The sequence below is a fragment of the Phaeobacter gallaeciensis DSM 26640 genome, assembly GCF_000511385.1.
Lineage (GTDB): Bacteria > Pseudomonadota > Alphaproteobacteria > Rhodobacterales > Rhodobacteraceae > Phaeobacter > Phaeobacter gallaeciensis.
In genome coordinates this window covers 312,032-333,229 of sequence record NC_023137.1, presented here as the reverse complement: position 1 = coordinate 333,229, position 21,198 = coordinate 312,032, and the positions used below count along the sequence as shown (strand labels likewise).

The window sequence follows — 21,198 nt, the reverse complement described above, 5'->3', positions numbered from 1 at the left end:
AAAGCCACTCCCTAGGTTCCGTCTGCCAGTCAGACAATCGGCGCCGCATCATCGGCACGTTGAGGCGAACCTAGCACCCCAACGGGCAACTGCAATGGGGCGAATACTCCGACCGATGCTTGGCACAGCGGACAGAACCGCGTAACACAAGGCCCAAGCCTGCGCCGTCTGCGACGGTCAGTTCCAGGGATTGCAATGATGAAGAAACAAGACATGAACCGCGATTGGATTGCCACAGCCGAGACCCTCTCAAGCGCCCTGCCTTATCTGCAGCGCTATGATGGTGCCATCGTCGTGATCAAGCTGGGCGGCCACGCCATGGGCAGCGACGAGGCGATGGACACCTTTGCCCGCGACATCGTCCTGATGCGCCAGGTCGGCGTGAACCCGGTTATCGTTCATGGCGGCGGCCCGATGATCAATGCCATGCTGGAAAAACTGCAGATCAAGTCAGATTTCGTGAACGGCAAGCGGGTCACTGATGCTGCCACGATGGATGTGGTTGAAATGGTGCTGTCCGGCATGGTGAACAAGCGCATCGTGCAGGCGATCAACCGTCAGGGTGGCGCCGGTGTCGGCCTTTCGGGCAAGGATGCAAATCTCATCACCTGTACCCAGGCGGATCCTGAGCTCGGCTTTGTCGGGACCCCATCGCAGATGGACCCCTCCGTGCTGCACCACCTGTTTGAACAGGACATGATCCCGGTCATTGCCCCCATTGGCGCAGGCCCCGATGGTGAGACCTTCAACATCAATGGTGACACCGCCGCCGGGGCTATTGCCTCCGCGTTGAAGGCCGACCGGCTGCTGCTGCTCACCGATGTTTCGGGTGTCAAGAACGGCGCAGGTGAGGTTGTGACCGAGTTGAAAGCCGCCGACGTCGAAGCGATGACCCGCGATGGTGTGATCATCGGCGGCATGATCCCGAAGACGGAAACCGCCCTCTCTGCGGTGCGCAGCGGTGTGCGGGCCTGTACCATCGTCGATGGACGGGTGCCGAATGCGGTGTTGCTGGAGCTGTTCACCGACCACGGGGCCGGGTCGATGATCCGACCCTGAGCCTAGCTTGAGCGCATCAGCGCTCTTTGCGACGAATTGACGACGGTGAAATCCCCTTAGGGAAACTGGCCAAATTGCGCTAGACTGTGGCTATGACCAGCCCCCCCGACACGGACAGGACCGTTGCCTTAGATACTGCAACGGCCCCAGTCGCTGACCCTGTTGAGACAACCTCAAGCTATATCCGGCTGCAAAACGCTGCCGAAAAGCTTGGGTTGGATATCTACGGCAGCCTTCATCCCTCGCACGCAGAGATGTCCCGGTTCCCGGGCGCTTCCTGGCCCGTGGATGCCGCCCCCAGCACCCAACATGGCACGTTGATCCTGCTGGGCACGGCGCCGTCCTTCTGGACACACTTCGGCGGCAGCCCAGAGGCGCAGGACGGCGCTACCGACCCGGTTGACCGCTGGTCGCGCCGCGTCATCACCGCATTGGCAGCGGCGTGGCAGGCCACCCCGGCCTTCCCCTTCACAGGCCCGCCCTATGCGCCTTTTGTGGACTGGGCGCTGGCAACGGGTCGATGTTTCACATCCCCGTCGCAAATGCTGGTGCATGATCGCTACGGTATGATGATTTCCTTTCGCGGCGCGCTTTATTTCACCACTCCTTTTGACCTGCCACCACCACCACGAGCCGAGGCCCCCTGCCTCACCTGCGATACCCGCCCCTGCGTAACCACCTGCCCGGTGGCCGCCCTGAACGATGGTGGCCCCTATGATCTGGAAGCCTGCCATGACCATCTGGACAGCCCAGAAGGCACGTCCTGCCTGTCCGCTGGCTGTCTCGCCCGCCGCGCCTGCCCGCTGAGCGCAGGCGCTGACCGTCTCCCGGCGCAAACCGCCCATCACATGAGGTATTTTCACATAAAATGACCTGCACGCTGATCCTGACCCGCCACGCCAAATCCGCCTGGGATACCTCCGCCCCCAGTGACCACGCCCGCCCGCTGAACAACCGTGGCCGCCATTCCGCCGCGGCCGTTGGCACCTGGTTGCGCGAAATCGGGATGATCCCGGATCAGGTGATCTCCTCCTCTGCGCAGCGCACCCGCGAGACCTGTGATCTGATGGAGCTTGGTGCGCCTGCGGTCTTTATCGAACGGCTTTATCACGCCAGCGCCGAGATCCTGTTTCAGGTACTGCGTGAGGCCGAACACAAGCAGGTGCTGATTCTGGGCCATAACCCCGGGCTGGCTGCATTTGCACATTCCATTGTCCGTCACCCGCCGGATCATTCCCGATTTGACGACTTCCCCACGGGCGCCACGCTGATCGCCCGCTTCGATATCGATAGCTGGGCCGATCTGACGTGGAGCAGCGGCAAGGTCGCGGAATTCACTGTCCCGCGTGAGTTGCTGGGCGCCTGACGGACGGCTCGCCAGCCCACACCTTCAAAGTGCCACCGCCGGGATCGCCCGCCCGTCGCAGCTGCGTCACCATGCAACCACTCCCATTGGGCGTGACGCCGCATCTGTGGCATCCTGTCGCTCCCACGCGGGAACCCATACGCCCCCTCTCGCAGATATCCCCTACCATCCGTCGGACTTGAGACCACGCAAATGGAGCCTCCCTGATATGAACCGCCGATCCTTTCTGCTCACCGCCACCGCTACGCTGCCCGTCGCCACAGGCGCATGGGCCGTCACAGACGCCACCCCGGTGATTGAGGTGATGAAATCTCCCAGCTGTGGCTGCTGCACCGGATGGGTGAACCACCTCATCACCTCAGGCTTCCAGACAGAGGTCCGGAATGTCAGCGATGATCAGCTCTGGCATATGAAGTCCCGGCTCGGCATCACCGATGCGCTGGCCTCCTGCCACACTGCAATGATCGCGGGCTATGTGATCGAAGGTCATGTGCCAGCACAAGATATCACCCGTCTTCTCGCAGAACGCCGGGGTGCCCACGGCCTCAGCGTGCCCGGCATGCCAATCGGTTCTCCTGGCATGGAGATGGGCGACAACATCGCGCCCTTCGCCACGCTGCTGATCCGGGAAGATGGCACCAGCGAGATTTTTGCGCACCACGGCTAACCTCTGCGCAACCGCGCCCTGTCATCTTTCCAGAAATACTCCGGGGGTCAGGGGGCAGCGCCCCCTGCCGGTGCTCCCCGACACTGCCCCTCGCCAGGGTCACAAACCAAAAAAGGCCGGGCAGATGCCCGGCCTTTTCAGTATCATAGCAGACAGACCTCAGTGGCCGAGGATCTGGCTCAGGAACAGCTTGGTACGCTCGCTCTGCGGATTGTTGAAGAACTCTTCCGGCTCATTCTGCTCCACGATCTGACCCGCGTCCATAAAGATCACGCGGTTCGCCACCTGACGGGCAAAGCCCATCTCATGCGTCACACAGAGCATGGTCATACCCTCTTCCGCGAGCTCGATCATGGTGTCGAGCACCTCTTTGATCATCTCAGGGTCCAGTGCCGATGTCGGCTCATCAAACAGCATGATCCGCGGCATCATGCACAGCGAGCGGGCAATCGCCACACGCTGCTGCTGACCACCGGAGAGCATGCCGGGATATTTATGCGCCTGGTCGGGGATCTTCACCTTCTCCAAGAAGTGCATTGCCCGCTCTTCGGCTTCTTTCTTGGGCGTCTTGCGCACCCAGATCGGCGCCAGCGTGCAGTTCTCCAAGATCGTCAGATGCGGGAAAAGGTTGAAGTGCTGGAACACCATGCCAACCTCGGACCGGATCTTGTCGATGTTCTTGAGGTCGTTGGACAGCTCCGTGCCATCCACCACGATCTTGCCCTGCTGGTGTTCTTCCAGCGCGTTCAGGCAGCGGATCAGGGTGGATTTGCCGGAGCCCGACGGCCCCGCGATAACAATCCGCTCGCCCTGATTGACGGTCAGATTGATGTCGCGCAGCACATGGAATGAGCCATACCACTTATTCATATTGTTGATTTCGATAGCAACCTCGTCGCTCACCTGCATTTTGGAGCGGTCGATGGCGCGGTCGGACATAAGTTCAGACATATGTTGAACTCCTTAGTGGTGATCGGTGGCGAGACGACGCTCAAGCCACTGTGAGTATTGAGAGATGCCGTAGCAGACGATGAAGAACAGGAAGGCGGCAAAGCCGAGGAGTTCCCAATAAACGCCGTTCCACTCAGTGGAGGCGAGAATCGGGCCACGGATCATGCCCACCAGGTCGAACATCGAAATGACCGACACCAGCGTGGTATCCTTGAACAGGCCAACGGCCACATTCACGATACCGGGGATCGAGATCTTAAGGGCCTGCGGCAGGATAATCAGGCGCATCGCCTGCGGATAATCCAGCCCCAGACTGTCTGCTGCTTCATACTGCCCCTTGGGCAGCGCGGCCAAACCGCCCCGGATCACTTCGGCGATATACGCCGCAGAGAACAGGGTGATCATGATGACCACACGCAGGAACAGGTCCACGGTGGCATCTGGCGGGAAGAAGTAGGACAGCATCACCGATGCCACGAACAGCAGGGTGATCAGCGGCACGCCACGCACGAATTCAATGAAGACGACGCAGATCCACTTGATCAGCGGCATGTTGGACTGACGCCCCAGTGCCAGCGCGATACCCAGCGGCACCGACAGCGACACACAGGTTACACCCAGCATCATGTTCAGCATGAAGCCGCCCAAATCCCGTGAGGGCACAGCCGACAGCATTGCGTTGTCAGACGCCCCTTCCGGGATCAGCAGCCCACCGATATTCCAGACAAAAATCGCCGCAACAATCGCTCCGAAGAACCCCAGAGCAAAGCTGCCCTTGCCGAATCTCTGAAACACGAACCCGGCAGCAACAAAACCAAGCAGCGCAACGATGGGCACCAGAATGGAGCCACCCCAGATCAGCCAGAAGGCCAGAAACGGATAGATCGCAGTGAAAGCCAAGAGCTTGCGCGGCAGATCAAAGAACAGCACCGGTGCCAATGCGACCAACAACAGCACCAATGCCAGATTGGGGCGCCAATATTCCGTCCCCGGATATTTGAAGCCATAGAGCAGCTGGTTCCAACGCTCAGTCAGGACCGAGAAACAGGCGCCAACCTTACCGTCCAGAACCTCACGGCATTCCGCGAGAGAGTTGGTGGTCCAGACACCGTTCAGCAACCACGGCAGGGTGCTGCTCAGCAGAGCATAAATCAGCGCCAGCGCAGCCAAGGTCAGGATCGAATTGGGGATGCTGGAGAACAGATTCTCGCGCATCCATTTATAGACCCCGGTCTCGCGGCCCGGCGGCGGCGCCGGTGGGATCTGGGTTTCGCGGACAAAGGCGACAGTTTGTGCGTGTGTATCGCTCATGTCTCAGCGCTCCTTCAGTTTCACAGATGCGTTGTAGACGTTCATCACCATGGAGATGAGCAGCGACGCGGTGAGATAGAACAACATCAGCAGCAGCACGCATTCGATGGCGCGGCCGGTCTGGTTCAGCGTAATGCCGCCCAGGGTCGCGGTGATGTCGGCATAGCCCACAGCAATCGCCAGCGAGGAGTTCTTGGTGATGTTGAGGAAGTTGGAGATCAGCGGCGGAATGATGACGCGCAGCGCCTGCGGCAGCACCACGAGGTTCATGATCCGGCCCGGACGCAGACCCAGTGCTGCGGCAGCTTCGGTCTGACCCTTATTGATGGCCTGAATACCCGCACGCACGTTTTCCGCGATGAAGGCACCGGTGTAGATCGACAAGGCAAACCACAGGGCAATCAGCGGACCACCGATTTTAATACCGCCTTTGAAGTTGAAGCCTTTCAGCTCAGGCACTTCCCAGGACAGACCCATGACAAACAGGACCAGCGCCAGCGGCACCAACCAGACGCCCAGGGCAATCAGCTTGGTGTTGGGACGCACGCCAGTCTTTTCCTGCGTCTTGGTCGCGTTGGCCTCAACCCTGCGCATCACAAGGAAGGACCCGACCAACACTGCGATGATCACCAGCCAGTTCATCGCACCCGAGGCGAAGAAACCGCTCTCGAACCAGGGCATCGGGATGTAAACACCCCGGTTGGTGAAGGCGAAGAGGTCAAACAGCATGCTCGACGTGGCGTTGTCACCCCGGAATTCCCGAGGCCCCGGCATCACGGCGGTCATGATGGTGAAAATGATGATGATCCAGATCAGAACCGGAATATTGCGGAAAATTTCCACATAAACGGCCATCAGTTTGGAGACGAGCCAGTTGTTCGACAGGCGCAGAACACCCGCAATCACACCAAAGATGGTGGCAGTGATACAGGCAAGAACGGCCACCAGCAGCGTGTTCAGAACACCAACAACCGCCGCACGCGCGTGGCTGGACTGGCTGTCATATTCGATCAGACGCTGGTTGATATCGTAACCGGATGGATCCCCAAGGAACCCGTATGAAATATTCAGACCCGCGGCCCGCAGGTTCTGAATAAGGTTGTTCCCCAGATACCAGATGGCCAAGGCCAGAACCAGTGCAGCAATCGCCTGGAAGGTCAACGAACGATAGCGGGTATCGTTGACCAACATGGACAGCTGAAACTGTGCCTTTGGAGGGTCAGTGAGAGTTGACATGAATGTGTGATCCCCGTGGCTTATAGGTCAACTGCTCGGCGGGGTTGGTTCCCTGCTCGCGTCAGACCTCAAGCGTTTTTGTTAGGATAGGTCGGTAGGAAAAAAGGGCGCAGGTTGGTCCTGCGCCCTTTCCTCAGTCGTTCTTAGCGGAAGGGCGGTGCGTAGAGCAGGCCGCCTTCGGTCCACTGTGCGTTCAGACCGCGTGCCAGACCAATCGGAGTGTCTTCGCCGATGTTTTTCGCAAAGACTTCACCGTAGTTGCCGCCAGCGCCGATGGCGTTTTTCGCCCAGTCAGCCGACAGACCCAGCATCTCGCCCAGGGTACCTTCGGTGCCCAGCAGACGGTTGATTTCCGGGTTCTCGGTACCTGCAGCCATCTCGCCGATGTTGGCGGAGGTCACGCCCAGCTCTTCAGCTGCAACCAGTGCGTTCAGGCTCCAGCGGACAACGTCGCCCCACTCGTGGTCGCCGTGACGAACCAGCGGGCCGAGCGGCTCTTTGGAGATGATTTCGGGCAGCAGAGCATGCGCCGAAGGATCATCGAAGGTCGCGCGGGTAGCGGCCAGACCAGAGGCGTCAGTGGTGTAAACGTCACAGGCGCCAGCCAGATACTGCTGCTGTGCTTCAGCGTTGGTTTCGATCGGAACCGGCTCATAGCTGATGTTGTTGGAGCGGAAGAAGTCCGCCAGGTTCAGCTCGGTTGTGGTACCGGTCTGGATACAGACGGTCGCGCCGTCCAGTTCCTTCGCGGAGGACACGCCCAGTTCCTTGGGAACCATGAAGCCCTGACCGTCGTAGTAGTTCACACCAACGAATTCGAACTTCAGGTCGACATCGCGGCTGAAGGTCCAGGTGGTGTTACGCGCCAGCATGTCGATCTCGCCGGAGGCCAGAGCGGTGAAGCGAGTTTTGCCGGTGGTCGGCACGAATTCAACGGCGGTCGAGTCGCCCAGTACAGCCGCAGCAACCGCGCGGCAGACAGCAACGTCAAAACCTTCCCATTCGCCATTGGCATTGGGCGCTGCAAAGCCGACCAGACCAGTGGTCACGCCGCAGTTCAGCTTGCCACGGGCCTTGACGTCGTCCAGCGTTCCCGCCGCAGCGGCACCGGCGGCCAGACCAGCAACAGTCAGCGCACCCAAAATTACCTTATTCTTCATGTTTACCTCTTCCTGATTGTCCGCCTATTTGGCGGCTCTTTTTGCCCGGCACCAGCCATGCCGGAGATAGGTGTTGAAACAGGATTTTCCCCGTTTCGCGACCAAGTGTGGTCGCATTCATCAACAAACGTCAAGTGCGTGATCAGGAATTTCGATGGCCGTATAGAGAACATTTCCATGGCCGCGAACGAATTTTGCGGCAACGTCGCGTTTTAGGTAATTAATTGCGCTAACAGGAAAAATCATAGAACCGCTTAGCGTGTAAAAACGCATGACGTTTCAGGTCTGCGGTGGCCTGGGCCTCTTCGTCCTGGCCCCATTGCTGCTCCTGCCACAGCTCATCCAGCCGGGACATCTCCCAGATCTGATCCGCCGGGCGCCAGCCCTTTGCCGCTGCGAACCCAAGGACCAAGGACCCGGACATCGCCACCAGATCATGGAAGGCCGCCAGCTGAAATGGTGTCATTTCATGGACTAAGCCGCGCAACCGTGCCAGTGCCTCGGGGTTTTGCGGTGCATGCAGAATCCCAGAACGCGGCTCCAGCCGGGCGCCGAGCGTTTCCGCTGCCCACTCCAGCGCCGGGTCCCAAATCTCAGCCTGACGCTGCACCAGCTCGGCCGGCATCTCCGCTCGGTAACACAAAAGATCGGAATCGCCGTAGTCCGACAGCATATCCGACACTTCGCCATGCTGATGCGACACCTTGTCGATTGCAGCATTTGCAGAACGCGTTACCGGCATCGTTGACGGGTCGACTGATTCGGTCTGCGCCTCCCATTCCGCCGCAATTGCCTCGGCCATGTCGCGCCCCGGCACAGCAAGCGCAGCTTTTGCCGGAGTTTTTACGCGCCGCCCATCCAGTTCCACCGCAAACCCATCCTCGGTTTCGGCCACTGAGACGGTTTTCCAGAATCGTTTCTGTTTCCACTCGCTCATATCGTCAGTCTTTCCAGATGTGCTGCAACAGCGGCGCCAGATCGGCGAAGCTATCGATAATGTGATCCGCCCCCAGCTGGTCAGCGGGGTGAAATCCCCAGTTCACAGCGATAGTGCGCACGCCGGCAGCGCGCCCCATATCGATGTCAAAACTGGTGTCGCCAATCATCACGGTATGCTCAGGTAGTACCCCGGTCTCGTCCATCGCCCGCAGCACCATGGACGGATGCGGTTTGGACGGGTGGTGATCGGCACATTGCCGGGTCACGAAACACCGCAGATTATGCGACTCGATCAGCGCATCCAGCCCGCGTTGCGATTTGCCAGTGGCCACCCCCAACAGGTAGTGCGGCACTGCGTTCAGCTCCGTCAGCACCTCCGCCGCACCGGGGTAGAGCGGCGAATGCCCGGCGCCTGCAGCCAACCGGGCGGATTTATAGGCTGACTTGTAGCCCTCGACCAGCTCTGTCTGAACACTGGCACCCAGCGTCGGGGCCAGTTCGGCAATCGCCAAGGGCAGCGACAGGCCAACGATCGACAAAATTTCTGCCCGGCTCGGCGCAGCCAGTCCGACTCCGTCAAAGGCAGCCGCCATCGCTGAGGTGATGGCACCCTGGCTGTCCGCTAGGGTGCCATCCACATCGAACAGGATCAGGCGCAGATCATCGCTCATCTGTGCAGCCCCTTATTGCAGGCTCTCAAACGGATCTTCTGCCGCCAGATCTTCGGACCAGCCAAAGGTGTCCCAGCTGTCCTTCATGTGATCGGGCAAGGGTGCTGTAATCGAGAGCGGTTTTTTCGTGGTCGGATGCTCAAACGCCATGCGGCGGCAGTGCAGATGCAGCTTCTTGGAGATAATCCCCCCGAGCTGCGCGCCCCAGCCATCGCCGAGGTTTTCCTGACTGGAGCCACCGTATTTGCCGTCACCCGCAATCGGGTGGCCAATCTCGGCCATATGCGCACGCAGCTGATGGGTGCGGCCGGTGATCGGCTCCATCGCAACCCAGGCCGCGCGGCTGGCCACACGGTAGAGCGTGGCATAATGGGTGTGCGAGCGTTTGGCGCCGGGTGTGCTGTCCACCTCATTGGAATGGATGGCGATCATTTTCTCGCCCTCGCCCGATTTGCCGTGACCCGGCGCCTTCACCAGCCCGCATTTGATTTCGCCTAGATAGGGCGTCGGCACACCGGCCACCAGCGCCCAGTAGATCTTGCGCGTGGCACGGTGCCGGAAGGCTGCGGTCAACGACTGCGCCGCCTGACGGGTGCGCGCCAGCACCAGCACACCGGAGGTGTCCTTATCCAGACGATGCACCAGACGCGGCTTTTCCTCCGCATCGAACTGCAAGGCCGCACTCAGCCCGTCGACATGTTTGGTGGTGCCGCTGCCGCCCTGCACGGCAAGACCGGCGGGCTTGTTCAGCACGATGACGGCATCGTCCTTATAGATGACGCAGCCTCGGATCATCTTGGCGTCCGCTTCGGAAATCCGGTAGCTCGGCGCCTCTGCCGGTTTCAGATCGCTTGCGCCAAGCGGCGGGACACGCACCACCTGCCCAGCGGCGACGCGGCTGTTGGCCTTCACCCGGCCCCCATCCAGACGCAATTCGCCCTTGCGGCACATCTTCTCGATCCGCCCCTGGCTCACATGCGGGAACAGCCGCCGCAGCCAGCGGTCAATACGCTGGTCTGCATCGTCTTCACTGACGGTAATCATCTGTACGCCGCTCATGCGAACACTCCTCTGGCGGCCATCAGGCCGAAAAACAGCCCGCCGACCGACAGGCCCACAGACAACAGCACATAGAGCGCAGCCTGCCCGAAGGCGCCACGCTCGATCAGGGTGGCCGTCTCAAGCGAGAAGGCCGAAAACGTTGTGAAACCGCCCAGAAGGCCAGTCATCACAAATGGGCTCAGGTGGGTCAGCCCCTTATGGGCCGCCGTGACAACAAAAGCGCCCATCAGAAAGGAGCCGATCACATTCACCGTCAGGATCGCCACCGGAAATTCCCCCACCCCAAAGAGACGGGTGATCCCCAAACCGGCCAGATAGCGGCAGGCGGCACCGATCGCGCCGCCCAAAGCCACATATAGAACCGAAAAAACCATCAACGGTCTGTCGCCGGCTGGCGCTTGGATGTCAAGTTTTGCGCAAGCATGGCAGCATTGCGCAGCGACGCAAGCCCGTCACCTTTCCCAAAATACTCGCGCCGCAGGCACCGGCTTTGCCCAGCAAAGCCGGATCAGCAGTTCCGTTTGGCGCGCAGATTGGCGAAATACTCAGTCCGGCGCTTCAACTCGCGCTCGAACCCGCGCTCAACCGGCTGGTACAACACTGGACGTGGCACATCATCGGGGAAGTAGTTCTGCCCTGAAAATCCATCTGCGGCGTTGTGGTCGTAGTCATAACCCTCGCCGTAGCCCTGCGATTTCATCAGCTTGGTCGGCGCATTCAGGATATGTTTCGGCGGTGGGGCGCTGCCGGTCTGCTTCGCCAAGCGCCGCGCTGCCTTATAGGCCATGTAGCCAGCGTTGGTTTTGGGCGCGAGCGCGAGGTAGATCACCGCCTGCGCCAGCGCCAACTCGCCCTCCGGGCTGCCGAGCCGCTCATAAGTTTCCCAGGCCTGAATGCAGATGCCCTGCGCCTGCGGATCAGCCAGAGCGATATCCTCAACCGCCATCCGGGTCAGGCGGCGGGCCAGGTATCTGGGATCCTCGCCGCCCTCCAACATGCGGGCGAACCAATACAGTGCTGCATCCGGGTCCGATCCGCGCACGGATTTATGCAGCGCGGAAATCAGATTGTAATGCTCATCACCGGATTTGTCGTATTTTGCCGCGCGCCGCATCAGCCGTGCGGCCAGCGCCTCCCGCCCCAGCGGGCTGTCCACCTTCCAGGCGGCAATCTGTTCGATGAGGTTCAAGAGCGCCCGCCCATCCCCATCTGCCATTTCATGCAGCGCGTCCCGCGCATCCGGGGTCAGCGGTAAGGCGCGATCCAGTTCCTGCTCCGCCCTCTGTGTGAGTCGTTCCAGATCGACAAGGCTCAACCGCTCCAGCACCAAGACCTGCGCGCGGCTCAGCACAGCGGCGTTCAGCTCAAAACTCGGGTTCTCGGTCGTGGCCCCTACCAGGAGGATGGTGCCATCCTCCATATGCGGCAGGAACCCGTCCTGCTGGGCCTTATTGAAGCGATGGATCTCATCCACGAAGAGCAGCGTGCCCTGACCGTTCTGGCGACGGATCTTGGCCGCCTCGAACACTTTCTTCAGATCCGGCACGCCAGTGAAAATGGCTGAGATCTGCACGAAATGCAGATCCGTCTCCCGCGCCAAGAGCCGCGCAATGGTGGTCTTGCCCACACCGGGCGGCCCCCAGAAGATCAGTGACGAGAGCGATCCGGAGGCCAGCATCACCCCAAGCGGCGCCTCCTCACCAAGGACCTGCGCCTGACCGATTACCTCTGCCAGCGACTGCGGGCGCAGGCGATCCGCCAGCGGGCGGGTCACCTCCGACTGCGGGTCCCGGCGGGGGGCGGCATCGCCACTGTCAAAGAGATCCGCCATGATCAGAGCCGGTAGCGCAGCGACACACGCTGGCCCTGCCGGTTGAGATCAACCTTCATCCAGCGGCCGATCGTCGATAGAACCTCTGGCACATCTGATGGGGATTTGATCACGGCGTTGTTGATCCCGAGAATGATGTCTCCCGCGCGCAGACCGACGCGGCCGCCATAGGCGCCGGGGTCGGTAATCACCACCCCGTCAGAGGACATCGGCAGCTGGAAGCGCAGGATTGACTGCGGATTGATCCGCGCGACCGTCAGCCCCGGCAGCGGCGTGTTTTCATCAAGGCTGAGCGGATTGGCAGGTGGCTCATCCGGGGCGAGGATCATTTCCACCGTCAGCACCTCGCGTTCGCCTGTGCGCAGTCGGGTGACCTCAGCCGTGTCACCGAGGCCGATGACGGACATGCGGAACACCATCTCCGACGGGGAGTTCACCGCCTGCCCGGCCACGTCAAGGATCACATCGCCGACCTGAAACCCGGCCTTGGTGAACGGGCTGGCGGGGTGCAGTTCGGAAATCACCATCCCCTCCGGCAGGTCCATCCCCAGCGAGGCCGCCAGATCGGCATCCACCGGTTGCCCCATCATGCCAGCCCAGGGGCGTTGGAACTCCTCCGCCCCCTGATCGGCCTGCCGCATGAAGGCGCGCACCAGATTGGCAGGGATGGCAAAACCGATGCCGTTGGACCCACCGGAGCGGGTCACGATACGGGTGTTGATGCCGATCAGGCCACCATTCACATCAATGAGCGCGCCGCCGGAATTGCCGGGGTTAATCGGCGCATCTGTCTGAATGAAGTAGCCAATCCCCTCCCCCGTGGCCGCGCCGCTGCGCGCAAGGCCCGAGACAATGCCGCTGCTGACAGTCTGACCAACGCCGAAGGGATTGCCGATGGCCAGCGCCAGCTCGCCCACCTCAACCCCGTCGCTGTCGCGCAGCTCCAGATAGGGCAGGTTCTCGGCCTCTTCCAACTGCAAAATGGCAAGGTCACTGGCGCGATCCGCCAGCACCACCTGTGCTGCATATTCCCGCCGATCCGTGGTCACGACACGGATATCGGTGGCCATGCCCACAACATGGTAATTCGATACCACAATCCCATCCGCCGACAGGATCACGCCAGAGCCAAGCGAGTTCTGCACCCGCGGCTGGGGCTTGGACAACCCGCGAAAGAAATCATCAAAGAACGGGTCGTTCATAAAGGGCGTGCGGCGCTGTTCATGAACAATCTTGGCGTAGATATTGACCACTGCCGGGGCGGCCTCTTTCACCAGCGGCGCGAAGCCGAGGGAAATCTCTGCCTGATTCTGCGGTACACGGGTCTCTGCGAGCGCCTGTGTGGTGGGGATCTGAGTGGCCAGAAACAGGCCTGCGGCGGTCAGGATTGCGCGAAACATGACGACTCCGATTGTTCTTGTGAACAGGATATGCGGACCGGAGGCATCTTTTACAAGGTTGGATTTGCGGGGGAAAAACCCTGCATTTTCACCCACCCGCTTTCAGCCCCCGCGCGGAGTAGGAAAACGAAAAACCCCCGCCCTGTTGCCAGAGCGGGGGGTCAGGTCCGGTCAGATGACCGATCTGATTATTCGTCAGCAGCAGCTTCTGCTTCGGCGAGGCGTGCCTTGTCGGCGGCGCCTTTTGCATCGCGATCACGATCAACGAATTCGATGATCGCCATCGGTGCCATGTCGCCATAGCGGAAACCGGCTTTCAGGATACGGACATAGCCGCCCTGACGGTCTTTGTAGCGCGGGCCCAGAACCTCGAACAGCTTTGCGACGTCCTTGTCTTCCTTCAGCTTGGACGCGGCCTGACGACGAGCGTGCAGGTCGCCGCGCTTCGCCAGGGTGATCATCTTTTCGATGATCGGGCGCAGTTCTTTTGCTTTGGGAAGGGTTGTCTTGATCTGCTCGTGCTCGATCAGCGAGCCAGCCATGTTGGAGAACAGGGCCTTACGGTGCTCATGAGTACGGTTCAGGCGGCGGTAACCACGTGCGTGACGCATTTTGATAGTCCTTTGATCTGCGTTTTTGCTTTGTCAGGCTGCTGATGCGTGTCAGCGGCTCACCTTGGGGCGTGTGCCCTTGTCGTCCCCGGCAAGTCCGGGCATTTCGGGCGGCCTGTAAGCCGCCCAATCTTTTAGAAGCTATCTTCGAACTTCTTGGCCAGATCTTCGATGTTGTCCGGCGGCCAGTCCTCAACGTCCATGCCAAGGTGCAGACCCATGCCCGACAGCACTTCTTTGATCTCGTTCAGCGACTTGCGGCCGAAGTTCGGAGTGCGCAGCATTTCTGCTTCGGTCTTCTGGATGAGATCGCCGATGTAGACGATGTTGTCGTTCTTCAGGCAGTTGGCCGAACGCACGGACAGTTCCAGCTCGTCCACTTTCTTCAGGAGAAGCGGGTTGAACTCGAGACCGTCGTCATCGTCCTGACGGTTTGCCGATTCCGGCTCGTCGAAGTTGACGAAGATCGACAGCTGATCCTGCACGATACGGGCCGCATAAGCGACCGCGTCATCGGGCGTGATGGAGCCGTCTGTTTCGATCTTCATGGTCAGTTTGTCATAGTCCAGAACCTGACCTTCACGGGTCGGCTGAACGTCATAGGAGACCTTCTTGACCGGCGAGTAGATAGCGTCGATCGGGATCAGCCCGATGGGCGCATCTTCAGGCTTGTTCTTATCAGCAGAGACATAGCCCTTGCCGGTGTTGACGGTCAGTTCCATGAACAGATCCGCACCATCGTCGAGGTGGCAGATCACGTGCTCACGGTTCAGCACTTCGATGCCAGCGGATTCGGAGATGTCACCGGCGGTGACAACTGCGGGGCCTTTGGCATTGATCGAAAGACGCTTGGGGCCTTCGACTTCCATGCGCAGCGACACACCTTTCAGGTTCAGGATGATGTCGGTGACATCTTCGCGAACGCCGGCCACGCTGGAGAATTCATGCAGGACGTTGTCGATCTGCACGGAGGTGATGGCGGCGCCTTGCAGCGAGCTCATCAGGACGCGGCGCAGCGCGTTGCCCAGTGTCAGACCAAAGCCGCGCTCCAGCGGTTCAGCCACAACGGTGGCCTGGCGTGCGGGATCATTGCCCGGCTTCACGTCAAGCTGAGTCGGCTTGATCAGTTCAGCCCAATTCTTGTGGATCATGCGGTCCCTCCATTCCTGTCTATACCTCATGTCCGAAGGTACAGACGCCCGAGGTTTCAAATGGCGTACTGGGGCCTTGCAGAAATAGCAAAGCCCCAGCAAAAATCAGTGTCGCTTAGACGCGACGGCGCTTCGGCGGGCGGCAGCCGTTGTGCGCGATCGGGGTCACATCACGGATCGAGGTGATGTTGAAGCCGACTGCGGCCAGAGCGCGCAGTGCGGATTCACGGCCCGAACCGGGGCCCTGAACTTCGACTTCCAGGGTTTTAACGCCGTGTTCCTGCGCTTTTTTGCCTGCGTCTTCAGCAGCCATCTGAGCCGCATAAGGAGTCGATTTACGCGACCCTTTGAAGCCCATGGTGCCTGCGGAGGACCAGGAAATCGCATTGCCTTGCACGTCCGAGATCAGGATCTTGGTGTTGTTGAACGAGGAGTTCACATGTGCAACGCCGGAGGCGATGTTCTTGCGCTCTTTGCGCTTGGTACGAGTCTTATCGCGTGCCATTGATCAAACCCTCCCTTATTTCTTCTTACCAGCAATGGCCTTTGCGGGGCCTTTGCGAGTACGAGCGTTGGTGTGGGTACGCTGACCGCGAACGGGCAGGTTACGACGATGGCGCAGACCGCGGTAGCAGCCAAGGTCCATCAGACGCTTGATGTTCATCTGAACTTCACGGCGCAGGTCGCCTTCAACGGTGTAGTTGGCGTCGATGTGCTCACGCACAGCCAGAACTTCAGCGTCGGACAGCTCGTTTACACGACGGGTTGCGTCGATGCCTACGGCTTCGCAGATGGCTTCAGCAGAGGTCGTGCCAATGCCAGTGATATAGGTGAGGGCGATCGGTACCCGCTTTGCAGTCGGGATGTTTACGCCGGCAATACGTGCCACGTGTCACTTTCCTTTTCGTTGCGGTTCCGTAGCGCCGGAACCTTTTTTCACAACGCTTGACCTTGGCAGTGTCGCCCGATGGTCCAGCATTTCGAGGTGGTCAGGGCGGCAGAAATTGCACGCACCTGTGATGATTCCCAGAAGGGATGGGGTTCCCTATGTGGAAATCGCACTATGGTCAACCCGTCGGCAAGACTGGGGCCGAAGTTTCCCCCAAGGTCAACCACCCGCAGCGCGATTTGTGTTGTTTTTCTGCCAGCGCGCGGGGAGCGCACAAAAAACGCCCCGGCCAGGGTGGCGCGGGGCGTTTTATCAATTCCGAAAGCATCGGGCGATCAGTCACCCATGATCCAGCCGAGGTTCTTGCGGACCTCTTCGATGGAAGCCAGACCATCGAGACGCTGAAGGTTGCCCTTGGCATAGTAGTAGCCGATCAGCGGCGAGGTCTTCTTGTAGTATTCCATCAGACGGGTGCGGAGGCTTTCCTCGTTATCGTCCGGGCGGCGCTTCTGGTTGGTGCCGCCGCAGTTGGTGCATTTGCCATCCTCGGGCCATGGCTTGGTCTCGTCGTGATAGACCTCACCGCAATCGCCGCAGGTGGACCGACCTGTGATGCGCGCGACCAATGCGGTGTCATCCACCTGCATTTCGATCACGGCATCCAGCTTTTGACCAGTTTCGCGCAGCAATTCTGCCAGCGCATCCGCCTGAGCGAGCGTGCGGGGGAAGCCGTCGAAGATAAAGCCGCCCTCGGCGCCCTCTTCGATCTTCTCGCGGATCAGACCAATGACGATCCGATCGGTGACCAGTTCACCCCGGGCAATGACCGCAGCAACCCGCTGGCCCATCTCGCTGCCCGACGCCTGCGCATCGCGCAGCATGTCGCCGGTGCTCAGCTGAACCATATTGCGTGATTCAACCAGATAGCGTGCTTGAGTTCCCTTGCCCGCGCCGGGCGGGCCCAGAAGAATAATATTGCTCATCGGCGTGCAGGTCCCCGTCGTGTCCGTTTCTTATTCCGACCGCGCAGCTGGCTCTTTTCAATGAGACCTTCGTATTGATGCGCAAGCAGATGGCTTTGTGCCTGTTGAATGGTGTCCATCACAACAGAAACCACAATCAACACGGAGGTACCGCCAAAGTAAACCGGGATTGCAAGCTGACCGCGCAGGATTTCCGGCAGTAGACAGACAGCAGCCAGATAGGCAGAGCCCAGGACCAGCACGCGGTTGACCACATATTCGAGGTACTCAGCGGTCTTCTTACCGGGGCGGATGCCGGGAACAAAACCATTCTGGTTCTTCAGATTGGTCGCCACCTCGTCCGGTTTGAAGGATACGTTGAAGGTGTAGAAATAGGCAAAGAACACGATCATGCCGACGAAGAACAGCAGGTAGAGCGGCTGACCGGGGCCGAAGTTGGCCAAGAGCCAAGACATGATCGGGCCGCTGGTTGCATTCGAGGAGAAGGTCGAGATGGTCACCGGCAGCAGCAACAGGGACGAAGCGAAGATCGCCGGAATCACGCCTGCTGGGTTCACTTTCACAGGTAGGTGGCTGGAGCCACCGTCATAGACCTTCATGCCAACCTGACGGCGCGGGTACTGGATATGGATCTTGCGCAGGGCGCGCTCCATGAACACCACGAACATAATGATGGCAATCATCATCAGGATCACTGCGATGATCACCGCGGGGCTGATCGCACCCGAACGACCGGAGGCCAGGAACTGTGCAATTGCGGCGGGCACCTCGGCGATGATGCCAACGAAGATGATCAGGGAGATACCATTACCGATGCCGCGCTGGGTGATCTGCTCGCCCAGCCACATCAGGAACATGGTGCCGCCCACCAGCGTGATCATGCAGGCGAGGCGGAAATACATGCCCGGGTCTGTCGCCAGATCGCCCGATTCGAGCGAGACCGCGAGGCCATAAGCCTGCGCCGTGGCCAGAAGCACGGTGCCGTAGCGAGTGTATTGGTTGATTTTCTTGCGGCCCTGCTCGCCCTCTTTTTTGAGCTGTTCGAGCGCCGGGACCATCGAGGTCAGCAGCTGCACAATGATCGACGCCGAAATATAGGGCATGATGCCGAGTGCAAAGATGCCCATACGGCCAAGCGCACCGCCGGTGAACATGGACACCATGCCCCCGATGCCCTGCCCTGCCGAGGTCATGAACTGGCGCAGTGCATCCGCATCAATCCCCGGAACGGGAATATAGGTGCCCAGGCGATAGACAATCAAAAGCCCGAGCGTAAACAGGATGCGGTTGCGCAGATCCGTGGCTTTGCCAAGAGCGGCCCAGCTGGTGTTCGCCGCCATTTGTTCTGCTGCTGATACCATAAAAAAGGTCTCTTCTTGCGAAAACGCCGCCCAGGGCCGTTTTCCGGCTCGGGCGGCGTTAATGGAAAACTGAAGACTATGTAAGCGGCATCGGCGCCGCTCACAAGCTGTTACTCAGCTGCGGCAGTGTTTGCCACGGTCAGGGCGCCACCAGCCTTTGCGACTGCGTCAACGGCGGCCTTGGAGGCACCAGTCACAGCGATGGTTGCTTTGGCGGTGAAGTCACCCTTTGCCAGAACGCGGATACCGTCCAGCTTACGACGTACCAGACCCGAAGAGATCAGGGTATCTTCGGTGATGGAACCGGCGTCCAGCTTGCCTTCGTCGATGAATTTCTGGATCAGGCCCAGGTTCACAACGGCGTATGCCTTACGGTTCGGCTTGTTGAAGCCGCGCTTGGGCAGGCGTTGGTAGAGGGGCATCTGGCCGCCTTCGTAGCCATTGATCGAAACACCCGAACGGGATTTCTGACCTTTGATACCACGGCCACCCATTTTACCTTTGCCGGAACCCGGACCACGGGCAACGCGCATACGTTTTTTGGCGGCGCCTGGATTGTCGCGCAGTTCATTGAGTTTCATATCGCTTCTCCTTTGCCGGAAGTGCCCCCGAAGCGGATTAGGGCAGACACGGCGTTTCTTGGTTTTCTGATTCTGTGGCCCGCAGGACCACCGGGGGCGTATAGACCCGATGCGGGGCGGGATCAAGGGCACAGTGCGCCTGCCAACTGAACCACGAGCGCCGCGCAGCCGGATTCGCTGCCAAGGCCCCTGCCCTGCCAGTTCTTGACCCGTTGCCGATCCGGGTATCCGCGATGTGGTCCGTTGCGTCTGTGGTCGACCGATAAAGGGTGGCGGTGCCGCCGGGGGATTTGGGACGGGATCTTTCCCGTGCGTGGATAATATTATCGTGCTCCCCGGCTGCCACGCCGGGGCCCTGGTCATCGGCGCCGGGGGTGTCAGGCCCGGCGGGTGATCGCGATCCTGCACAGCATGACAAAAGCGCGTGAACGGATCATGGAGCGCGCGGCCGGAGGGTTGGCAACGGGCCAACCCCTTACATCGCGCCCCCTGAAACCAAAAAACGCCCCCGCAAAGCGGAGGCGCGTCCAGTCCGGCCCCTGAGGGAGGAGAAAGAGCCGATCTGACACTTGGGCAACCAAGGGGCGGCGGCATTGCTGCGATCAACCCCAAGGTGGCAAAGCTCAGTGGCCGTAAGCCTGAACATGGGCGATCTGCGGGATATCGCAGCGACGCACGCCGATATCGGCCAGATCGCGGTTAGACAGGCTGTCCAGCTCCGCATAGGTGCGTTTGTATTCGGCGCGACGCGCCCAGCTGTCCTTGATCTCTTCTGCCACGCCACGCAGGCGCGCGATGAAGGTAAAGCCAGTGTCGGTGGTGTTGATGACATGTGCCATAGTGGTAGTCCTTATACTCTGGCCGGACGAATTTCCGGCTGTTCTCAGTTGTGTCTGTTTCAGTGACACCCGAGAGATAGGGGTAAATGTTTGCGCAAACAACTGATGGCTCGGTCTGCCCGCTATGCACGCCAAGCATAGGAGATGACTCAAACGTTAATCCGCTTCGCGCGGCGCAGACCCACCAGCGTCAACCCATAGATACAGGCCACCACAACCACCAGGACAGCAACTTGGCGCGGTTCGATCCGGTCGCCCAGCAACGGCACCGAGAGCGCAAGCGTCAGAGCAGGCCAAGGCGTGGTAATCGAGCTGGCCAGTGATACATCGATATGGCGCACCGCATAGAACCAGACGATCAGCTCCAGGAAATAGACCAACCCCATCAGCACCGCCATCGGCTGCATCAGCGCAGCAAATCCGAGCATCGCCCCGGAGGGCAGAACCAGCACCAACACGGCGCCCAGAAAGACCGAGGAAATCGCCACCCGGATCAAAGTCACCTGAATTGGGGTGATGGGTGTGCTGCTGAGTTCTTCTTTAATTAGGACATGGGCGATGCTCCACAAAAACGGCACTCCAAGCGCCAGCAGGAACCACGGCGACAGGCCAGACATGCGCAGGGTGCCGTCGGTGCCCAGATAGTAAAGCGCGGTCAGCAGCAGCGCAGTCAGGGTCAATTCGGCAGGGGTCTTTCGCCGCTTCAGAAACAAGCTCTCCCAGAGGATCGCAAAGAGTGGGTAGGCCTGAATGGCGATCGCGGCGTTGGCTGCCCCTGCCTGTTCCACGCCGATCACATAAAGATAAGTCGACAGGCCGAAGAGGCTGCCGGTGAACATGGCCACCCCGCCCATGCGGCGGCGTTGTCTTGACGACAGGCGCATTGCGAAAATCCCGCGGGTGCGACTTCTGTATTCAACAGCAAAGCATGGCAGAGCGAAGATCAGTTGCCAGACTGACAGAGCAAAGGCAAAGGGCAACGCGCCCATCACTGCCGGGCGCAGATTGGAGATAATCGGCATAATGCCCAACAGCGCCAAGCTAACAAGCGACAGGGCGATACCAGTGCCAACGGAGGGGGAAACACGACTCATCTGGAGACCTCTTCAAATTGCATTGACCAAAGCGAA

23 protein-coding genes are annotated in these 21,198 nt (G+C 60.0%); 4 read left to right on the top strand and 19 right to left on the bottom strand.

Going from position 1 to position 21,198, the window contains the following annotated elements:
- Positions 1–198 precede the first annotated feature (198 nt).
- The 4 genes from argB to GAL_RS01655 all read left to right on the top strand — a co-directional run bounded on the left by argB (position 199) and on the right by GAL_RS01655 (position 3,092).
- Positions 199–1,059: an acetylglutamate kinase gene (argB, locus tag GAL_RS01670; RefSeq protein ID WP_040104276.1), complete on the top strand. Its 861-nt coding sequence runs from the start codon at positions 199–201 to the stop codon at positions 1,057–1,059.
- Between the two features lie 92 nt (positions 1,060–1,151).
- Complete coding sequence (locus GAL_RS01665; RefSeq protein ID WP_024095853.1) at positions 1,152–1,931, top strand: hypothetical protein; 780 nt, start codon at positions 1,152–1,154, stop codon at positions 1,929–1,931.
- Positions 1,928–2,425 (top strand): SixA phosphatase family protein, encoded by a 498-nt coding sequence (locus GAL_RS01660; protein WP_024095852.1) that lies wholly within the window; start codon positions 1,928–1,930, stop codon positions 2,423–2,425. Before GAL_RS01665 ends, GAL_RS01660 begins: the two co-directional genes overlap by 4 nt.
- 208 nt (positions 2,426–2,633) lie before the next feature.
- A complete protein-coding gene (locus GAL_RS01655; RefSeq protein WP_024095851.1) occupies positions 2,634–3,092 on the top strand; it encodes a DUF411 domain-containing protein in 459 nt (152 codons plus the stop codon).
- A gap of 159 nt (positions 3,093–3,251) precedes the next feature.
- Here GAL_RS01655 and GAL_RS01650 read toward each other — a convergent pair whose 3' ends face one another.
- The 19 genes from GAL_RS01650 to GAL_RS01560 all read right to left on the bottom strand — a co-directional run bounded on the left by GAL_RS01650 (position 3,252) and on the right by GAL_RS01560 (position 21,162).
- Positions 3,252–4,043 carry an amino acid ABC transporter ATP-binding protein gene (locus GAL_RS01650; protein WP_024095850.1) on the bottom strand — a complete coding sequence of 264 codons (792 nt, stop codon included), beginning with the start codon at positions 4,041–4,043 and terminating at the stop codon, positions 3,252–3,254.
- A 12-nt stretch (positions 4,044–4,055) separates the two neighbouring features.
- A complete protein-coding gene (locus GAL_RS01645) occupies positions 4,056–5,354 on the bottom strand; it encodes an amino acid ABC transporter permease (RefSeq protein WP_024095849.1) in 1,299 nt (432 codons plus the stop codon).
- A gap of 3 nt (positions 5,355–5,357) precedes the next feature.
- Positions 5,358–6,590, bottom strand: coding sequence for an amino acid ABC transporter permease (locus tag GAL_RS01640; RefSeq protein ID WP_024095848.1), 1,233 nt, complete (start codon positions 6,588–6,590; stop codon positions 5,358–5,360).
- Positions 6,591–6,733: 143 nt separating this feature from the next.
- On the bottom strand, positions 6,734–7,750 hold the full coding sequence (locus tag GAL_RS01635; RefSeq protein ID WP_024095847.1) for an amino acid ABC transporter substrate-binding protein: 1,017 nt from the start codon (positions 7,748–7,750) through the stop codon (positions 6,734–6,736).
- Positions 7,751–7,979: 229 nt separating this feature from the next.
- The gene (locus GAL_RS01630; RefSeq protein ID WP_024095846.1) at positions 7,980–8,687 is read right to left on the bottom strand and encodes an ATP12 family chaperone protein; all 708 of its coding nucleotides are present in this window, start codon (positions 8,685–8,687) and stop codon (positions 7,980–7,982) included.
- A 4-nt stretch (positions 8,688–8,691) separates the two neighbouring features.
- Positions 8,692–9,360, bottom strand: coding sequence for an HAD-IA family hydrolase (locus tag GAL_RS01625; RefSeq protein ID WP_024095845.1), 669 nt, complete (start codon positions 9,358–9,360; stop codon positions 8,692–8,694).
- A gap of 12 nt (positions 9,361–9,372) precedes the next feature.
- Positions 9,373–10,419, bottom strand: a complete 1,047-nt coding sequence (locus tag GAL_RS01620; protein ID WP_024095844.1) for an RluA family pseudouridine synthase — start codon at positions 10,417–10,419, stop codon at positions 9,373–9,375.
- Entirely contained in the window at positions 10,416–10,796 is a 381-nt protein-coding gene (gene crcB / locus GAL_RS01615; protein WP_024095843.1) for a fluoride efflux transporter CrcB, read from the bottom strand. Before crcB ends, GAL_RS01620 begins: the two co-directional genes overlap by 4 nt.
- A gap of 134 nt (positions 10,797–10,930) precedes the next feature.
- The gene (locus GAL_RS01610; RefSeq protein ID WP_024095842.1) at positions 10,931–12,253 is read right to left on the bottom strand and encodes a replication-associated recombination protein A; all 1,323 of its coding nucleotides are present in this window, start codon (positions 12,251–12,253) and stop codon (positions 10,931–10,933) included.
- Positions 12,254–12,255: 2 nt separating this feature from the next.
- Complete coding sequence (locus tag GAL_RS01605) at positions 12,256–13,653, bottom strand: trypsin-like peptidase domain-containing protein (RefSeq protein WP_024095841.1); 1,398 nt, start codon at positions 13,651–13,653, stop codon at positions 12,256–12,258.
- 188 nt (positions 13,654–13,841) lie between these two features.
- A complete protein-coding gene (gene rplQ / locus GAL_RS01600; RefSeq protein WP_014875980.1) occupies positions 13,842–14,264 on the bottom strand; it encodes a 50S ribosomal protein L17 in 423 nt (140 codons plus the stop codon).
- Positions 14,265–14,398: 134 nt separating this feature from the next.
- On the bottom strand, positions 14,399–15,415 hold the full coding sequence (locus GAL_RS01595) for a DNA-directed RNA polymerase subunit alpha (protein WP_014875981.1): 1,017 nt from the start codon (positions 15,413–15,415) through the stop codon (positions 14,399–14,401).
- 115 nt (positions 15,416–15,530) lie between these two features.
- Positions 15,531–15,920: a 30S ribosomal protein S11 gene (gene rpsK / locus GAL_RS01590; RefSeq protein ID WP_014875982.1), complete on the bottom strand. Its 390-nt coding sequence runs from the start codon at positions 15,918–15,920 to the stop codon at positions 15,531–15,533.
- A gap of 15 nt (positions 15,921–15,935) precedes the next feature.
- Positions 15,936–16,304, bottom strand: a complete 369-nt coding sequence (gene rpsM / locus GAL_RS01585) for a 30S ribosomal protein S13 (RefSeq protein WP_014875983.1) — start codon at positions 16,302–16,304, stop codon at positions 15,936–15,938.
- A 335-nt stretch (positions 16,305–16,639) separates the two neighbouring features.
- Complete coding sequence (locus GAL_RS01580; protein ID WP_024095840.1) at positions 16,640–17,287, bottom strand: adenylate kinase; 648 nt, start codon at positions 17,285–17,287, stop codon at positions 16,640–16,642.
- Positions 17,284–18,648 carry a preprotein translocase subunit SecY gene (gene secY, locus GAL_RS01575; protein WP_024095839.1) on the bottom strand — a complete coding sequence of 455 codons (1,365 nt, stop codon included), beginning with the start codon at positions 18,646–18,648 and terminating at the stop codon, positions 17,284–17,286. The genes GAL_RS01580 and secY overlap by 4 nt, the downstream gene beginning before the upstream one ends.
- A 110-nt stretch (positions 18,649–18,758) precedes the next feature.
- A complete protein-coding gene (gene rplO / locus GAL_RS01570) occupies positions 18,759–19,229 on the bottom strand; it encodes a 50S ribosomal protein L15 (protein ID WP_024095838.1) in 471 nt (156 codons plus the stop codon).
- 623 nt (positions 19,230–19,852) lie between these two features.
- The gene (locus GAL_RS01565; RefSeq protein WP_024095837.1) at positions 19,853–20,068 is read right to left on the bottom strand and encodes a DUF1127 domain-containing protein; all 216 of its coding nucleotides are present in this window, start codon (positions 20,066–20,068) and stop codon (positions 19,853–19,855) included.
- 149 nt (positions 20,069–20,217) lie between these two features.
- A complete protein-coding gene (locus GAL_RS01560; RefSeq protein WP_024095836.1) occupies positions 20,218–21,162 on the bottom strand; it encodes an EamA family transporter in 945 nt (314 codons plus the stop codon).
- Positions 21,163–21,198 lie beyond the last annotated feature (36 nt).

Coding starts and splice junctions, on each gene's coding strand:
- argB (WP_040104276.1), top strand. CDS start 199: ATGAAGAAACAAGACATGAACCGCGATTGGATTGCCACAGCCGAGACC.
- GAL_RS01665 (WP_024095853.1), top strand. CDS start 1,152: ATGACCAGCCCCCCCGACACGGACAGGACCGTTGCCTTAGATACTGCA.
- GAL_RS01660 (WP_024095852.1), top strand. CDS start 1,928: ATGACCTGCACGCTGATCCTGACCCGCCACGCCAAATCCGCCTGGGAT.
- GAL_RS01655 (WP_024095851.1), top strand. CDS start 2,634: ATGAACCGCCGATCCTTTCTGCTCACCGCCACCGCTACGCTGCCCGTC.
- GAL_RS01650 (WP_024095850.1), bottom strand. CDS start 4,043: ATGTCTGAACTTATGTCCGACCGCGCCATCGACCGCTCCAAAATGCAG.
- GAL_RS01645 (WP_024095849.1), bottom strand. CDS start 5,354: ATGAGCGATACACACGCACAAACTGTCGCCTTTGTCCGCGAAACCCAG.
- GAL_RS01640 (WP_024095848.1), bottom strand. CDS start 6,590: ATGTCAACTCTCACTGACCCTCCAAAGGCACAGTTTCAGCTGTCCATG.
- GAL_RS01635 (WP_024095847.1), bottom strand. CDS start 7,750: ATGAAGAATAAGGTAATTTTGGGTGCGCTGACTGTTGCTGGTCTGGCC.
- GAL_RS01630 (WP_024095846.1), bottom strand. CDS start 8,687: ATGAGCGAGTGGAAACAGAAACGATTCTGGAAAACCGTCTCAGTGGCC.
- GAL_RS01625 (WP_024095845.1), bottom strand. CDS start 9,360: ATGAGCGATGATCTGCGCCTGATCCTGTTCGATGTGGATGGCACCCTA.
- GAL_RS01620 (WP_024095844.1), bottom strand. CDS start 10,419: ATGAGCGGCGTACAGATGATTACCGTCAGTGAAGACGATGCAGACCAG.
- crcB (WP_024095843.1), bottom strand. CDS start 10,796: ATGGTTTTTTCGGTTCTATATGTGGCTTTGGGCGGCGCGATCGGTGCC.
- GAL_RS01610 (WP_024095842.1), bottom strand. CDS start 12,253: ATGGCGGATCTCTTTGACAGTGGCGATGCCGCCCCCCGCCGGGACCCG.
- GAL_RS01605 (WP_024095841.1), bottom strand. CDS start 13,653: ATGTTTCGCGCAATCCTGACCGCCGCAGGCCTGTTTCTGGCCACTCAG.
- rplQ (WP_014875980.1), bottom strand. CDS start 14,264: ATGCGTCACGCACGTGGTTACCGCCGCCTGAACCGTACTCATGAGCAC.
- GAL_RS01595 (WP_014875981.1), bottom strand. CDS start 15,415: ATGATCCACAAGAATTGGGCTGAACTGATCAAGCCGACTCAGCTTGAC.
- rpsK (WP_014875982.1), bottom strand. CDS start 15,920: ATGGCACGCGATAAGACTCGTACCAAGCGCAAAGAGCGCAAGAACATC.
- GAL_RS01580 (WP_024095840.1), bottom strand. CDS start 17,287: ATGAGCAATATTATTCTTCTGGGCCCGCCCGGCGCGGGCAAGGGAACT.
- secY (WP_024095839.1), bottom strand. CDS start 18,648: ATGGTATCAGCAGCAGAACAAATGGCGGCGAACACCAGCTGGGCCGCT.
- rplO (WP_024095838.1), bottom strand. CDS start 19,229: ATGAAACTCAATGAACTGCGCGACAATCCAGGCGCCGCCAAAAAACGT.
- GAL_RS01565 (WP_024095837.1), bottom strand. CDS start 20,068: ATGGCACATGTCATCAACACCACCGACACTGGCTTTACCTTCATCGCG.
- GAL_RS01560 (WP_024095836.1), bottom strand. CDS start 21,162: ATGAGTCGTGTTTCCCCCTCCGTTGGCACTGGTATCGCCCTGTCGCTT.